This is a genomic window from Chitinophaga sp. (assembly GCF_019236475.1).
Classification (GTDB): Bacteria; Bacteroidota; Bacteroidia; order Chitinophagales; family Chitinophagaceae; genus Chitinophaga.
Genome location: NZ_JAFAIX010000004.1, coordinates 550,969 through 566,696, shown reverse-complemented (window position 1 = coordinate 566,696; position 15,728 = coordinate 550,969). Strand labels below are relative to the sequence as shown.

Below are 15,728 nucleotides of genomic sequence, written 5' to 3'. Positions count from 1 at the left end.
TGGTGGAGCTCAAAGAAAACCAATACATCGAAATTTTTGAATGTACGAAGTTAAATAGTTTTTTGATACCCGGATCAGCTAATTAAGGAACGGTAACCAGAAGGGGAAAATACTGTCATTCAGATGACAGATGGAATTAAACACCATCGGCCCGGATAGTGGCCAATAATTTTTCCAGGTTAACGGTGGCAAAACCCGAGGCATAATCGGATAAGCCATAAGGAATAATCAATTCTTTATTATGAATAATGGCCCCACAAGAGTACAATACATTCGGTACATAGCCTTCCCGCTCGTCTTTGTTGGGCATGAGCAGGGGCTCTTTCAGTCGCCCTATTTCGATGCGGGGATCATGCAGGTCCAATAAGCTGGCCCCAATGCAATAAGTGCGCATAGGCCCTACGCCATGGGTAATAACCAGCCAGCCTTCCGGCGTTTCTATCGGAGAGCCGCAATTACCTACCTGAACAAACTCCCAGGGATATTTCGGCGTTTGGAGGATCTGCGGGTTCTCCCAAATATTGATTTTATCGGAATACATAATATACCCGTTGATACCATCAATCCGGGAGATCATGATGTATTTGCCGTTGATCTTGCGTGGAAAAAGCGCCAGATTCTTATTCTGAGCGCCTTCTCCATACAAGGGCAGTATTTTAAAATAGTAGAAATCTTTTGTTTGTAGCAGTTTGGGCTGAATAGTAATGCCATCATATGCCGTATAGGTGGCATAGTAGGTAACGCCGCCGTCTTCACCTGTAAACCGGACGAAGCGGGCATCTTCTATGCCTCTACTTTCCGCATCGGAATACGGGAAAATGATACGGTCAGAAATATCTGTATCCAGGGAGAAATTCAATTCATAATAGCTGTCCGCCAGCCACAGCACCCTTTCCAGTTCCTTTTTCAGCAGGTGATCCACCTGGTAACGTTGCTGCATATCGCGGATGGCCCTTTTGAGCGATTGATATTCAAACTGATCTAAAAGACAGTTTTGAATTTCCTGCATAATGGAGTCTGGTAGTTTGATAGACACCGCATTCTGAAAGAAGGACTGCTTTTCGTAGACCGCATTGCGCTTCACTTCTGCTTCGTCTATGTAATTACCGGGGGATTCCAGTTCTATTTCATTGTTCCTGTTAATGAGGCCATTTCTAAAGGCTATGGAAGACACGTGTCCTTCGCCCACCGCCCTAAAACTGATAATGATGCGCTTTTCTCCTTCTTCCAAGCCACTCTGGTCAATATCCTCAATGATGGAGGGGTTGAAGAAAGCGGCCGATTCGATGGAGTATTCACTCGTGAAGTAAGAACCGATGAGCAGTCGTTTATGATAGTTCATGTTGCCATAGCTAAGTCCCAGCGGCACAAAGAGATGGCTTACCTTTTCCGCATGCCGTTCGAAGATACGGGTGATGTTACGATGCCTGCGTGAAAATTCTCTCAGTAGAGGCATGATCGTTAGATTCACTTCTGCATCCGTCATATCGGCCACCTTTTGGATAATGGCTTTTGCGCGGGCTTCTCCATTAAAGAAGAACCTGGCCACTACCCTTTTAAGATCTGGATATACTTTGGTGGTTTTCCTATCAATAGTCAACTGCATGGTTACCACATTTGATCATCAAATTTCAAATCCGTCGGGCAGCACCATTCCTTTTTTCACCACTACGATACCATCTTTAACCGTGTATTTTTCAAAATCTCCATCTGCCAGGTGCTTTCCACCATTAATATGTACGCCGTTTCCAATACTGCAGTTTTTATCAATGATGGCATTATTAATAACGCAGTCTTCTCCAATTCCCATTGGCGGAAGGCCATTATCCTTAGCTCTGTTCAGTTCATCCAGGGTTTGGTAATAGTCGCTCCCCATGATATAACTGTTCGTGATGATACTTCCTTTCCCGATGCGGGTGCGTATTCCGATCACACATCGTTCGAGCCGGCTTGCTAGAATAATACAACCATCTGCGATCATTGTTTTTTGCATGTCCCCGGAAATTTTCGCGGGGGGCAACATTCTAGCCCTCGAATAGATGGTCTGTGACTCATCATAAAGGTTAAATAACGGAATATCGTCTGTCAGTCCGATATTGGCTTCAAAGAAGGATGGGATATTTCCGATGTCTGTCCAATAGCCTTCGTACTGGTAGCTATGTACTTTATAATTTGCCTCAATCGCGTATGGAATGAGTTGTTTTCCGAAGTCGGTGGCATCTGGCTGATCGTGCAGCATATCGAACAGCACTTTCCGGGAGAAGATATAAATCCCCATGCTAGCCAGGTATACGCGGCCTTCTTTATGCATTTCTTCGCTCACTTCTGATGCCCATGGCGGCAGCACATCCTGCGATGGCTTTTCCGTGAAAGACACAATAGTGCCCGATTCGTTGGTTTTTAAGATACCAAAATCGGAGGCGTCTTTGGCGCTCACTGGGATGGTGGCAATGGAGATTTCCGCACCAGCATCCTTGTGTTGCTGCAACATTTTATGGAAGTCCATCTGGTACAACTGGTCTCCGGAGAGAATGAGGATATACTCAAACTCGAAGTTTTCCATGTGGTGCAGGCACTGGCGTACCGCATCGGCGGTACCTTGGTACCAGGTGGGGTTATCTGGCGTTTGCTCTGCGGCCAGGATATCCACAAATCCTTTGTCAAAATTACTGAAATGGTAGGTGTTTTTGATGTGCTTGTTGAGCGAGGCAGAGTTGAACTGCGTCAGCACGAAAATCCTGTTCAGGCCTGCATTCAGGCAATTGGAGATGGGGATATCCACCAGTCGGTATTTTCCGGCGAGAGGAACGGCTGGTTTGGAGCGACGACGGGTCAGTGGATACAGGCGGGTGCCGGCGCCTCCCCCTAGTATAATGGAAATAACGCTATTGGACATATAATATTGGGAATTAAGATTTTGTATCGGACTATTTCATACTCCTGTAGAGCTCCACATACTGTTGTGCGGAGGTGGTCCAGGAGTGGTCCAGGTGCATACCAGCAAGCTGCACATCGCGCATACGCCGCTTGTCATGGTAAAGCTCCAGGGCCCTTTTAACGGAGGTACATGCATCCCAAACGGAAGGCTGTATGAATCGGATACCTACACCGCCGGGATCGCCGAAATCGGTAACGGTATCTTTCAGGCCACCGGTACTTCTTACTACAGGGACCGTGCCATATCGCAATGCATATAATTGATTGAGTCCGCAAGGCTCCACGCGGGAAGGCATCAGGAGAAAGTCGCTACCAGCATAGATTTGGTGCGACAACGCCTCATCATAACCAATATGAAGATTAAATCCATAGCTGGCATAATTACGGGTTTCTTTTAGTTGCCATTCGATTTGTGGGTCCCCACTGCCCAATACCAAGAAGTTCACTTCTCCTGGCAGTTCGTGTAAACTTCTGCTAATAATTTCAGGGAGCAGATCAGCGCCTTTATCGCCCACCAGTCTGCCGATAAAAGCAATCAATGGCAGAGAGGCATCCAGTCCAAATCGTTCACAGAGCTGTACTTTGTTCACTTCTTTTCCTTCCGGAATCAGTTCCGGGGTATAATTATTTGAGATACGTGGATCGGTGGCGGGGTCCCAGACAACGTTATCAATACCGTTGATGATACCGGAAGTTTTTGCACGTTCACTGCTGATAAGCCCTTCCAGGCCATTGGCGTTGGTATAGAGTTCTTCCAGGTAGCCGGGAGAAACTGTGGTAACTTTCCAGGCACATTTGATCGCGGCGGCCAGTGGATTGATGCAGCCTCCCCAGTCCAGCAGACCGGATTTCCAAAGGTCGAAGCCGGGGATGAGATAGAGTTTATCCCATCCAAACTGGCCCTGGTACTGCGCGTTGTGAATAGTGAGTACAGAAGGTACCTCTTTGAGGCGGTTGTATTTGTACCCCCAACTCAGCAGAAAGGGAATTAGTCCGGTATGATGATCATGACAGTGGATGACATCGGGTAAATGATTCCATTCATTGATCCAGTCCAATACAGCTATCTGGAAGGCTAGGAATCGCTCCGTATCGTTGGGATATCCATACACGCCCGGCGTATCGAGGAGCCCGGGAATATCTACCAGATATAGGTCAAATTCAAGGCTGTTCTGCCTTTCCTTCAGGATATTGAAATGGAACCATTGATGGCCCAGCCACATACCAGCCTGATGAACAACATCAAATTCATGGGTATCATAAAACTTATTCCTGTAGGCTGGCAGTACTACTTTGGCGATATGACCGAGTTGCTGCTGGTATTTGGGCAGAGCTCCAACCACATCTCCCAGGCCACCTACTTTGGCTACCGGATAACATTCCGCGCTGACGTGTAAAATTTCCATGCTGCTAATTGTATACTCTTAAGTTAATGTCAAAAAATTAAAATTCAAAATTTTCCTAACTTGCTGGTAGTTACTGCTCATTGATTTTCCTATAAAAACATCAGGTTTATGAAATTCGGTCTATTACCCGCTTCCATGCTGGAGGACATAGATTTCAAGCTACCAGCAGAACCGCTCTTCAATAAGCGGGTCCTGAAAGATAGACCTGTAGCGCATCCACATATTTATACAGGCGCTGGCAAATGGGGCAGAAAAGAATGGGTAGGATTGGTATACCCGAAGGGAACCCGCGAAAGTCAATATCTCCAGGAATATATTAAAAACTTCAACAGCATTGAGCTGAATGCCACGTATTATAAAGCTTATGATGAGACAATCATCCGCCGATGGGGAGAGCAAGCACGTGGCGAGGATTTCGTGTTCTGCCCGAAGGTGCCCCAAGCTATCAGCCATTACAGTCGTCTCTCCAACGCTAACGAACGTACGACGTATTTCTTAGACGGACTATTAGGCTTTGGCAAACACCTCGGCGCCATATTTTTACAGTTGAGTGATAAATTCGGCCCCAATAGGAAACAACAACTATATGATTATGTGGCCCAGTTGCCCAAAGACCTCCTATTTTTCGTAGAATTAAGACATCCCCAATGGTTTACGGAAGAAGATGTGATGATGGACTTATTCAATTTCCTGCTCAAAGAAAAAGTAGGATTGGTGATCACAGATACTGCTGGTCGCAGAGACCTACTGCACATGCACCTAACCCTCCCGAAAACGTTTGTGCGCTTCGTCGCAAATAAGCACCCGACGGACTTTACAAGAATCGACGACTGGATGCATCGCTTAAAATACTGGCTCAATCATGGTTTGAAGGAATGTTATTTTTTCCTGCACACACCCGATGAAAAATATACCCCGGAGCTGGGTGTTTACCTGGCAGAACAGCTCAAAAGAGTGTGTGGGATTGAAATAAAAAAACCACAACTATTAAAATAGCCAGACTTTTTTTGACGATCTTATTACAGGAGATGAAAAAGACAAGTTGATATATTAAATTCGCCCTTTCAATTAACAGGAACTAATCATGCGCGACAAGCTAGAGCAATTGGCCCAGGAACTGGAAGGCACGCTATACACAGATGACACCATGCGGACCCTCTACGCCACAGATGCTTCGGCATACCGCGAGATGCCCCTTGCAGTGGCTATTCCGGCCGATGTGTCTGATCTTAAGAAGTTGATCCGTTTTGCCAGAGAAAATAAAACATCCCTGATACCCCGTACTGCCGGCACTTCCCTTGCCGGACAGGTGGTAGGAAATGGTATCATCACAGACGTTTCCAAAACATTTACCAATATCCTGGAACTCAATAAGGAGGAAGGATGGGTACGTGTGCAACCGGGCGTCATCCGGGATGAACTGAATATGTTCCTCAAACCACACGGACTTTACTTCGGACCCGAAACCTCCACTGCCAACCGTGCTATGATTGGCGGGATGGTGGGCAATAACTCTTGTGGCTCCAACTCTGTGGTGTACGGTAGCACCCGTGAACACCTGCTGGAAGTGAAGGCACTCCTCAGCGATGGTACTGAGGCCACTTTCGGCGCCATGGATACCGAGTCTTTCCATAAAAAATGCGAAGGCCCCGATAACCTGGAAACGAAAATATACCAGCAAATCCGTACTAGCCTTAGCTTACATACCAACCAAGAAGAAATCAGAAAGGAATTCCCTAAGAAAAGTATTCCTCGCCGAAATACCGGTTATGCCGTAGACCTGCTGCTGGAAACAGCGCCGTTCACCGCTGGCTCAGAAGAATTCAACTTCTGCAAACTCATTGCAGGATCGGAAGGGACCCTCGCTTTTCTGACCGAAATCAAATTACATGTGAACCCGCTCCCTCCAAAGGAAACGGGTCTCCTCTGCATACATTTCAATAACATTGACGAATCGCTGCGTGCCAATGTGCTGGTAATGGACTTCAAACCCAGCGCCAGTGAGCTGATTGATCACTACATCCTGGAATGCACGAAAGATAATATCGAACAAAGTAAGAACCGCTTCTTTGTACAAGGCGACCCAGGCGCTATCCTGGTGGTGGAATTCTGCCGGGATAACCGCGCAGATATCACCGCTATCTGCTCAGAAGTGGAAGCCAAACTCCGCGCAGCGGGCCTTGGTTACCATTTCCCTGTGCTATTCGGAGAGGATACCAAAAAGATCTGGACATTGCGCAAAGCCGGTCTGGGACTGCTCAGCAACCTCCCTGGCGATGAGAAAGCCGTACCTGTAATTGAAGATACCGCCGTAGCGGTAGAAGACTTACCTTACTTCATCCGCGATTTCAACGTCATCTTGGAGCAGTACGGTTTGTACTCCGTACATTATGCGCACGCTGGCTCCGGTGAAATTCACCTCCGTCCTATCATCAATCTGAAAACTGTAGAAGGGAATCACCTGTTCCGCAAAATTGCGGAGGAAATCGCCACCCTGGTTAAAAAATACCATGGCTCCCTCTCCGGCGAACATGGCGATGGCCGCTTGCGCGGTGAATTCATCCGACAGATGGTAGGAGAGAAAAACTATGAATTACTACGTCAGATTAAATACACCTGGGATCCAGAGAACATCTTCAATCCAAATAAGATTGTAGATACGCCTTCGATGAACAGTATGCTCCGGTATGAACCCGGACAGGCGTCTCCCAATATCAATACCGTCTTCCATTTTCCAGATCAAACCATTTTGCAGCACGCCGAACAATGCAATGGCTCCGGCGACTGCCGCAAGACGCAACTCAGTGGCGGTACCATGTGCCCTAGCTATATGGCTACCCGCAATGAGAAAGACACCACGCGTGCGAGAGCGAATATTTTACGTGAATTTCTCACGCATTCCAATAAGGAAAACAAGTTTGACCACGAAGAGATCTACGATGTACTGGACCTCTGCCTCGCATGTAAAGGCTGTAAGTCAGAATGCCCTTCCAACGTGGATATGGCCAAACTGAAAATGGAATTCTTGCAGCATTATTATGATGCCAACGGTGTGCCGATGCGTGCTAAAATGATCGGCAACTATTCCAAACTGAATGCGCTGGCTGCTTTAGCCCCTCATCTTTATAACGGTTTGGTAAAAAATAGTATAACCGGCGCCGTTATACGCAAGGTTTCCGGCTTTGCGGCCAAACGTTCTCTACCAACATTGCACAAAACCACCTTCCGCAGTTGGTTCCTCCGCAAATGGCCGAGAGAGCGGAAAGGTAAAGTAGGGAACAAAAAAGTATACCTTTTCTGTGATGAGTTTACCAACTATAACGATACACCTATTGGTATAAAAACCGTAAAACTCTTACACAGACTGGGTTACGACGTATATATGTTGGAGCATCCAGAAAGTGCAAGAGCATATATGTCTAAAGGATTACTGCGTAAAGCCCGCGAATTTGCGGAAGACAACGTGCGTATTTTCCAGACGAAGATTAACGAAAACACGCCACTGCTGGGTATTGAGCCTTCAGCCATTCTGAGTTTCCGCGATGAGTATCCTGATCTGGTGAGAGAAGGCCTCCGCGAAGGCGCGAAGGAACTGGCGAAACATGTGTACTTGGTGGATGAATTCCTCGCGATGGAAGCAGAGAAAGGCAATATCACCGCTGCACAGTTTACCAATAAGGAGCAGCATATTAAGCTGCATGGTCACTGTCAGCAAAAGGCCTTGTCGTCTCCCCTACACAGCAAAAAAATACTCTCCTTACCGCAGAATTTCACCGTGGAAGTGATTCCGTCCGGCTGCTGCGGGATGGCAGGTTCTTTTGGCTATGAAAAAGAACACTATGATTTAAGTATGCAAATTGGAGAAATGGTACTGTTTCCAGCGGTGCGTAATGCTGCCAAAGGCACTGTGATAGCGGCTCCAGGTACTAGTTGCCGTCATCAGGTGAAAGATGGTACTGGCGTCATTGCCAAACACCCGATTGAAATACTGTTTGACAGTCTTGCATAAATTCGTATATCCGGGACCTTTAGTGTTATAGCGTTAAAGGTCCTAGATATATTTCCGTATTGAAATGAAATTTCACCATCCCATTGACCTGGTGTTTTTCGTAGATTTCTTCCACTTCCCGTATCATCGCGTCGTGGGCTGGCCCTTTCTCCGGCGCATAGGAGGAAGAGAGCAGTCTTCCCTTTAGCCCTTTGATATCGAACTGCTGTACATGTTGCAGTTTTTTCAGCTTAAACATATTAGGAGCATAGAAAGTAGTGAGTTGGGGCGTACCAATATTTCTATGGGATACTTCTTTATAATCGGTGCCATATCGTTGCAGGAGGGCCTCATAATCTTTCTCAAAAGGCGTGTCGGCCTGCCTTACATTCCATATCAACGCCACCATTACATCGGGCTTGCCTATACGAAGAAATTCTGCTTTGGCGGCCTGCGGCTCAAACCAGTGAAAAGCTTGTCCGGCTACAATCAGATCAATGCTACCATCCGGAAGCGTAGTACGTTCAGCCGTTCCCGTTACAGCCGTAAATCCAGCGTACACAGACAACTGTTGGATCATACTTTCCCGCATCGCTTCATTTGGTTCCACGGCAAAAACTTTATTACCGTTTGCCAGAAATGGTTCTGTGGAGATGCCAGTCCCTGCGCCAATATCGGCTACTACTGTTTCCGGTGTTAGCACGCCTTCCTCTTTCAGGTAAGGCAGCAATCCATCTGGATAATGAGGGCGATATTTGATATAATTTTCAACCCGTGAAGTGAATCTTTCCGTGTTCTTCATGATTTATTCTCCCAATCCTTTAGGTTTCTTTTCTTCATCCCCATGTGCTTCCAGTTCGGCCAGTTTTTTCTTACCATAGGCCAATTTGGTAATCAGTACATAGAGTACTGGAACAGTGAAGACTGCCAGCAAAGTGGCTGCCAGCATACCTCCTACCACCGTAAATCCAATATTAACACGGGATGCGGCACCAGCACCTTTTGCAAAGCAAAGCGGCATCACCCCTAGGATGAAGGCGAAGGAAGTCATCAAAATCGGGCGGAAACGGAGTTTAACCGCCTCGATCGTGGCCGCCATCAATGGCATACCTCTATCCACGCGCTCTTTACAGAATTCCACAATCAAGATAGCGTTTTTGGCCGACAGACCAATCAAAGTAATCAGACCGATCTGCGAGTACACACTGTTTGCTTGTTTCGTCAATGCTAATGCCGTGATAGACCCAAAGAGCGCCACCGGAACCGCCAGCAGTACCGAGAAAGGTACGGACCAGCTTTCATAGAGGGCCGTTAGCAGCAGGAATACGAATAGGATGGACAACATGAAGATGAGCAAACTCTTATTCCCCGCTTCAATTTCCTGTTTAGATACGTTTGCCCATTCGAAACCGAAGTTAGAAGGGAGTACTTTCGCGGCTACATCTTTCAATGCGTTGATGGCATCGCCGGAGCTGTAGCCCTGTTGGGCATCCCCGTCTATTTCAACAGAACGGTAGAGGTTGAAGTGATTGATCACCGGCGCACCGCCTCCTTTCTTGCTGGTGATGAGTGCACTCAAAGGAATCATTTGTCCTAAGTTATTACGAACGTAATAAGTAGCCAGGTTGTCAATGCTAGTTCTATAGAGCGAATCCGCTTGCATTACCACCCGGAAACTGCGACTGAAACGGGTAAAGTCGTTGACATACAAACCTCCGAGGAAAGTCTGTAATGCGCCAAATACATCGCTGATAGGCACGCCCAACTGTTTACACTTATCTCTGTCTACATCCACATTAAATTGCGGCGTATTGGCACTAAAGAAAGCGTAAGCGCGGGCTATTTCCGGACGTTGGTTGGCTGCCATCAGGAACTGCCCCATTACCTGGCTAAACTGGCCTAAGTCTGGGTTACTTTTTTGTTCCAGGATAAAAGAGAAACCACCGGAAGTACCCAGCCCTCTCAATGTAGGTGCAGGGATCACGATAATCGTGGCCCCAACAATCCTGGCTGCCAGTCCTTGCACACGGCCTAGTACATGGTTCATATCATCGCCATGTTTATAGCGTTCATCCCAGGGTTTCAGGCTGACGAAGAAAGTACCAGAGTTTGGTTTATTTGCACCTGCTACGAAGTTGATACCAGAAACGCCAAAGAAGTGGTTCACGGCACTATCGCGTTGTAGGATGTTATTGATTTCTTCGATCACCTCTTTGGTACGTTGCGAGGAGGCCGCATCTGGCAGTTCCACCGCAATAAACAAGGCACCCATATCTTCCTGCGGCACGAAGGTCGTAGGCGTCTTTTTAAAGAGCCAGGCCGCAATGATGAATAATACCGCCAGGATGAGCAATATTGCCCATGTTTGGTGGATCGCATGTTTTACGCCATGTGCGTATCTCTCGGTAACACGACCAAACCACTGATTGAATTTATAGAAGAGCTTATTTAATCCGTGTGATTGTTTGGTAAGATGCGCTGGCTGTAGCAGAATAGACGTCAATGCTGGCGTGAGTGTCAAAGCCAGGAAAGCGGACAAGAGCACGGAAAATGCAATCGTCAATGCGAACTGTTGGTATAATCGCCCGCTCACACCTGGGATAAAGGCCACCGGCACGAACACCGCTGCCAGAATAAGTGCGATGGCGATTACCGGCGCCTGTACTTCCGACATCGCTTTGTAGGTCGCCTCTCGCGGCGACATCAAGTCCACGTCAATATGATGTTGTACCGCTTCCACCACTACAATCGCATCGTCCACCACTATCCCGATCGCCAGTACGAAACCGAAGAGGGTAAGTGTATTGATGGAGAAGCCCAGCAACTGGAAGAAGATGAAAGTACCTATCAGGGAGATAGGAATTACCAATACGGGAATCAGTGTTGCACGCCAGTTCTGGAGGAAGATGAACACCACAAATACCACCAGTGCCAATGCTTCGAGGAAAGTATGGATTACCTCATCGATAGAAATTTTCACGAAGGAAGTGGTTTCAAAAGGCACCAGCCATTCCATATCTGGAGGGAAGGACTTGGCCAGTTCCGCCATTTTAGCCAGCACTTTATCATTCACATCCAGGGCATTTGCGCCAGGAGAAAGATAGATCGCCACACCACTACCCACTTTACCATCTGCTTTGGCCTCAATGGCATATGAGAAAGAGCCAAGATTCACTCGGGCTACATCTCGGAGTCGGACTAGGGAACCATTATTACTCCTTCGGATAACGATATTGCCGAATTCTTCAGAGGTAGCCAGGCGGCCTTTCACGCTCACGGTATATTCAAAAGCCTGGTGTTTATCCATTGGCGGAGCGCCTACACTACCGGCAGGCACCTGTTGGTTTTGTTCCGTAATCGCTGCCGCCACATCATTAGGTGTGAGGCCCAGGGCGGCCATTTTATCCGGGTTTAGCCAGATACGCATACTATAGTCCTGTGAGAAAACAGTTACGTCTCCAACCCCGACCAGGCGGGCTAGTTCCGGTTTGAGATAGATATTTACATAGTTATCCAAGTACTCGCGGGTATGCGTTCCTTTAGGAGAATTCACCGCCAGTACCATCAACATATCATTGGAACGTTTCTTAACGGTAACGCCCACACGACGTACCTCATCCGGCGTACTAGGCAATGCGAGGCTCACACGGTTTTGCACGTCCAGGGTAGCGATATCAGGGTTTACACCCAGATTGAACGTCACCGTAATACTCATAGAACCATCGTTGGCGCTCACGCTCTGAATATACATCGCGCCGGGTGTACCATTCACCTGGTTTTCGATGGGTGTGGTCACTGTTTCCTCCACCGTAGTGGAGTTAGCGCCCACATAATTGGCATGTACATCCGTAACGGGAGGAGCAATGTCGGGTAACTGCGCAATAGGCAGGTTGAACATACAGATCAAACCTACAATCACGATGATAATAGCGATAACTATCGTAGTATTCTTGCGCTCTATAAATGTTTTCGAGATCATGCTGTGAGGCCGTTTTGATGATTATTTCCCAGGTTTTCCTGCCGGTGGTGTTGCTGGTGGCGGTGTTGCTCCTGCCACATTTACCGTATCTCCTGGTCTGACGCGTTGTAGTCCTTCCACCACTATTCTATCTCCCGGGTTAAGACCGCTATTCACCAGCAACATGGTATCCGCTAAGGCACCTGGAGAAATGGGTTGTGGTTTCACCACATTATCTTTCGTCAGCAGCATAACACTGGTTTCAGAAAGATTCTGTACGATTGCTTTTGCGGGGATGGCGAGTTGGGTAGCTGCTGTAGCATATTGCATGAGCACCACCAGGCTCATACCGGAAGTGAGGAGCCTGTCTTTATTCGCGAATGAGAGTCGCACTTTCACCGTACCGGTAGAAGGATCGACCATATTGTTGATCGTACGGATGGTGCCTGGCTCATTATAGCGTTCGCCGTTGGTGAATTGCAGGTAGAATTTGATATCGCCGGGGCTATGTTTCAGCTTGGTAAATTCTTGTACGCGGGATTGTGGCACATCGAAGTCCACATACATGGGCGTTTCATTTACCACGGTATTGATAAGCGTTTGGCCAGCGTTGACGATATCACCCACTTTGATTTGCACGATACCGATTTTACCGCTTACTGGCGCTTTGATGAGTGAATGGTTCACATCTGTACCAGCGCGGGCCACTGCTGCTTTAGCTGCAGCCACATTGGCTTGCGCCGTGAGGAGGGCCGTCTTGGCTTGATCCACCGTTTGTTTAGAGATCGCATCATGTTCGAGGAGGCTTTGGTAGCGGTCGTAATCACGTTGGCGTAGGGCAAGGTCTGCTTCCGCCTGTTGTTGGGAGGCGGCCGACTGGCTGAGCACCGCAGAATAGCGACTTTTATCCAGTTCGTAGAGCACCTGTCCTTTCGTGACATTGGAGCCATCAGGTACTTTGATGGCAGTCAAGAAGCCAGTAACATCCGCTCTGATTTCCACGATATTGTTGGCGGTGAGGGTGGCTGGAAACTTCTCCACAACCGTATAAGATCCTGCTTGCACTGTATAGGGGACCACAGTTGCTTTCATCTGTGCCATCATCATCGCCTGCTGCTGCTTCTTCTTTCCTCCGCCACAGGCGCTGAAAACTACCACTGTAGCAACAAGAAATATGTTTGAATTTTTGTTTGGATACATATGGAGAAGAAATTACGATTGACGAATTACTTGATTCTGCCAGTAGCTTTGTCCAGGTCTGTTTTGCTGACCAGGATATTCAGCATGGCGTTGATATAATTTGTTCTGGCAGTTGTCAGTTCATTTTCTGCTGAGAGCACATCCAGCGAGGTGCTCACCCCTTGATCATATTTCAGCACGATGCGGTCATAAATACCTTGGGTGAGATCCATGTTTTGCTTTGCGGTGACATAACTGTCTTTATTATTCTCGTAAGTAGTGTTTGCACTTTTCACTTCCACTTGGATTTGTTGTACCAGGTAGTCCAGGTCATTTTTGGATTTCTTCACGGTGATCTGGTTTTCCCGGATTTGGTGGAGGCGTTCTGTAGCCGTGAAAATGGGCCAGTTGAGGGTGAGTCCTAGTACGGAGGCCCCATAGCCATGTTTATAGAGTTCTCCGAAATCAGCAGAGAAATAGTTCCAGCCATAATTGACAAAAGCGGAAAGCGTGGGCAGGTAAGCCAATTTTTTGCTTTTGAGCTGGAGTTCATAGAGCGCGATCTGGGTGCTTTGGATGCCGTATTCGATTCGGTCTTCTGGGCGGTAATTGACTGTGTCGCCGGCGTAATCGTCCACTTTCAGGTCCTTGACTGTTTCCACGAGTTCAAGTTGTTCCGCTTGCGGCATTCCCATCTGGAATTTCAACAACTGTAACGTATATACGAGCATGCGTATTTGGTTGCCCACTTGGGTTACCGTATTATTATAGGATACTTGTATACGATCCACGTCTACCCTTTCCGCCGTACCAGCGTCGTAGCGACTTTTAGTATCTTGGAGGGTTTTAGTGAGTTGTTGGAGATTGGATTTCGTGAGGCGGATACTTTCCTCGTTGGTGAGTACCGCGTAATAGGCCTTGGTAATGGCCACTTTGGTATCAATATTTGTACGCGTAGCTGTTTTGGTGGATAGATCTGTGTATACCCGAGAAGCTTTGAGTCCTAGGAAATAATCGCTGTTAAAAATCGTCTGGTCTAACTGCCCGGTTATATTAGAATTGAAGTGGGTACCGAATTGCACGGGGACTTTTACGCCGGAACTGGGATTTGTTAAATCCGGGATGAGGGAAGTTGCCAATTTGAGATTATCATTCAGGGCACCTGTGATGGTGCCATGAGGGAAGAATTTGGCAGTAGCCTCCTTCACTTGTTCTTTGGAGAATTCGACATCCAAGTGGGCGTTCACCACATCATGATGATGGGCCATACCATACTGGATACAATCATTGAGATTGAAGGCATAAGTTCCAGCATGCGCCGTATCCACCTGAGCAAAGGCAGTCTGGAGTCCGGAAATTAGCAGTAGAGATAACAGCAAATGGGAGCCACGCATATAAAATCATTGACGGTCTAAGACGGTTGTCATGGTAGATAACAATGAAATGTTGAAAATGTTGAAAGAAAAGCGGCAGATGGGGTGCTTTCCCGGATACTTTGTATATTGCTGATATCAAGTAAAAAGATTCACTCCAATTATGTCAATGTCTGTTATCAAGGAACCCAAACCTGAGCATCGTGAATTTGAGCTGGAGCGATTGATTCTTTTCAGTGATGCGGTATTTGCTATTGCAATTACCTTGCTTATCATTGAGATCAAGCTCCCCGATATCCCGAATACCGTACCTGTAGAGAATTACATGCCCTATTTGAAACCCGTTCTTTTTGAGTTTTGTACATTTGCCGCCACCTTTATTTTTCTAGGAAATTTCTGGCGTCGGCATTTGCAGTTATTTCGGTTTCTGCAGCATTATGATACCGGATTGCTGAATAGGAACCTGTTTTTCCTGTTTTTCATCGTCACCTTTCCCTTTACAGCATCGGCCATGATGCATGTAAAAGCGCATTTTATTTTGCCGTTGTTCATGTATTTGTGCAACTTGGCGGGCGCGCTGGCGGCCTTGTTTTGGATTAGTTATTATGTATTCCAAAAGAATCCTAGTTTAGCAATGCCGGGCCACTGGACAGAGAAAGAGATCATGTACCAGCGGTATAAATATAATTTCCTGACAATGGCTACTGGGTTTACCGTCATCACCACGGTCTATTTTTTCTTCCCAGAAAACGTCCACTATCAGTGGCTTAGCTATTGGACTATTCCGGCATTGGCATTCTTCAACCATTTCAGACTGAAGATCAAGAAAAGAAATACGCTTAGAGCTGTACATATTGTAGATAAAACCACATAATTATCCGGAAACA

At 47.0% G+C, this 15,728-nt stretch carries 10 protein-coding genes; 3 read left to right on the top strand and 7 right to left on the bottom strand.

Going from position 1 to position 15,728, the window contains the following annotated elements; genetic code table 11:
• Window positions 1-136 precede the first annotated feature (136 nt).
• Genes JO154_RS06350 through JO154_RS06340 form a run of 3 tightly spaced genes read right to left on the bottom strand, consistent with a single transcriptional unit; the run spans window position 137 to window position 4,343 of the window.
• Entirely contained in the window at window positions 137-1,606 is a 1,470-nt protein-coding gene (locus JO154_RS06350; protein ID WP_291942924.1) for a glycoside hydrolase family 130 protein, read from the bottom strand.
• A gap of 18 nt (window positions 1,607-1,624) precedes the next feature.
• Window positions 1,625-2,896 (bottom strand): glucose-1-phosphate adenylyltransferase, encoded by a 1,272-nt coding sequence (locus tag JO154_RS06345; RefSeq protein WP_291942921.1) that lies wholly within the window; start codon window positions 2,894-2,896, stop codon window positions 1,625-1,627.
• Between the two features lie 31 nt (window positions 2,897-2,927).
• Window positions 2,928-4,343, bottom strand: coding sequence for a glycogen synthase (locus tag JO154_RS06340; protein ID WP_291942920.1), 1,416 nt, complete (start codon window positions 4,341-4,343; stop codon window positions 2,928-2,930).
• 108 nt (window positions 4,344-4,451) lie between these two features.
• Here JO154_RS06340 and JO154_RS06335 point away from each other — a divergent pair, with 108 nt between their 5' ends.
• A complete protein-coding gene (locus tag JO154_RS06335; RefSeq protein WP_291942918.1) occupies window positions 4,452-5,339 on the top strand; it encodes a DUF72 domain-containing protein in 888 nt (295 codons plus the stop codon).
• A gap of 88 nt (window positions 5,340-5,427) precedes the next feature.
• The gene (locus JO154_RS06330; protein WP_291942917.1) at window positions 5,428-8,352 is read left to right on the top strand and encodes an FAD-binding and (Fe-S)-binding domain-containing protein; all 2,925 of its coding nucleotides are present in this window, start codon (window positions 5,428-5,430) and stop codon (window positions 8,350-8,352) included.
• 25 nt (window positions 8,353-8,377) lie between these two features.
• Here the strand turns inward: JO154_RS06330 and JO154_RS06325 are convergent, their stop codons facing one another.
• Genes JO154_RS06325 through JO154_RS06310 form a run of 4 tightly spaced genes read right to left on the bottom strand, consistent with a single transcriptional unit; the run spans window position 8,378 to window position 14,862 of the window.
• Entirely contained in the window at window positions 8,378-9,133 is a 756-nt protein-coding gene (locus JO154_RS06325) for a class I SAM-dependent methyltransferase (protein ID WP_291942916.1), read from the bottom strand.
• A 3-nt stretch (window positions 9,134-9,136) separates the two neighbouring features.
• Window positions 9,137-12,310: an efflux RND transporter permease subunit gene (locus JO154_RS06320; protein ID WP_291942915.1), complete on the bottom strand. Its 3,174-nt coding sequence runs from the start codon at window positions 12,308-12,310 to the stop codon at window positions 9,137-9,139.
• Window positions 12,311-12,331: 21 nt separating this feature from the next.
• Window positions 12,332-13,489, bottom strand: a complete 1,158-nt coding sequence (locus JO154_RS06315; protein ID WP_291942914.1) for an efflux RND transporter periplasmic adaptor subunit — start codon at window positions 13,487-13,489, stop codon at window positions 12,332-12,334.
• Window positions 13,490-13,515: 26 nt separating this feature from the next.
• The gene (locus tag JO154_RS06310; protein WP_291942912.1) at window positions 13,516-14,862 is read right to left on the bottom strand and encodes a TolC family protein; all 1,347 of its coding nucleotides are present in this window, start codon (window positions 14,860-14,862) and stop codon (window positions 13,516-13,518) included.
• 148 nt (window positions 14,863-15,010) lie between these two features.
• Here JO154_RS06310 and JO154_RS06305 point away from each other — a divergent pair, with 148 nt between their 5' ends.
• Window positions 15,011-15,715 (top strand): TMEM175 family protein, encoded by a 705-nt coding sequence (locus JO154_RS06305; RefSeq protein ID WP_291942910.1) that lies wholly within the window; start codon window positions 15,011-15,013, stop codon window positions 15,713-15,715.
• The last annotated feature ends 13 nt before the right edge of the window (window positions 15,716-15,728 follow it).

Excerpts from the sequence above, each read along its gene's own strand:
- JO154_RS06305 (WP_291942910.1), top strand. The coding sequence starts at position 15,011 with ATGTCTGTTATCAAGGAACCCAAACCTGAGCATCGTGAATTTGAGCTG.
- JO154_RS06310 (WP_291942912.1), bottom strand. The coding sequence starts at position 14,862 with ATGCGTGGCTCCCATTTGCTGTTATCTCTACTGCTAATTTCCGGACTC.
- JO154_RS06335 (WP_291942918.1), top strand. The coding sequence starts at position 4,452 with ATGAAATTCGGTCTATTACCCGCTTCCATGCTGGAGGACATAGATTTC.
- JO154_RS06315 (WP_291942914.1), bottom strand. The coding sequence starts at position 13,489 with ATGTATCCAAACAAAAATTCAAACATATTTCTTGTTGCTACAGTGGTA.
- JO154_RS06340 (WP_291942920.1), bottom strand. The coding sequence starts at position 4,343 with ATGGAAATTTTACACGTCAGCGCGGAATGTTATCCGGTAGCCAAAGTA.
- JO154_RS06320 (WP_291942915.1), bottom strand. The coding sequence starts at position 12,310 with ATGATCTCGAAAACATTTATAGAGCGCAAGAATACTACGATAGTTATC.
- JO154_RS06325 (WP_291942916.1), bottom strand. The coding sequence starts at position 9,133 with ATGAAGAACACGGAAAGATTCACTTCACGGGTTGAAAATTATATCAAA.
- JO154_RS06345 (WP_291942921.1), bottom strand. The coding sequence starts at position 2,896 with ATGTCCAATAGCGTTATTTCCATTATACTAGGGGGAGGCGCCGGCACC.
- JO154_RS06350 (WP_291942924.1), bottom strand. The coding sequence starts at position 1,606 with ATGCAGTTGACTATTGATAGGAAAACCACCAAAGTATATCCAGATCTT.
- JO154_RS06330 (WP_291942917.1), top strand. The coding sequence starts at position 5,428 with ATGCGCGACAAGCTAGAGCAATTGGCCCAGGAACTGGAAGGCACGCTA.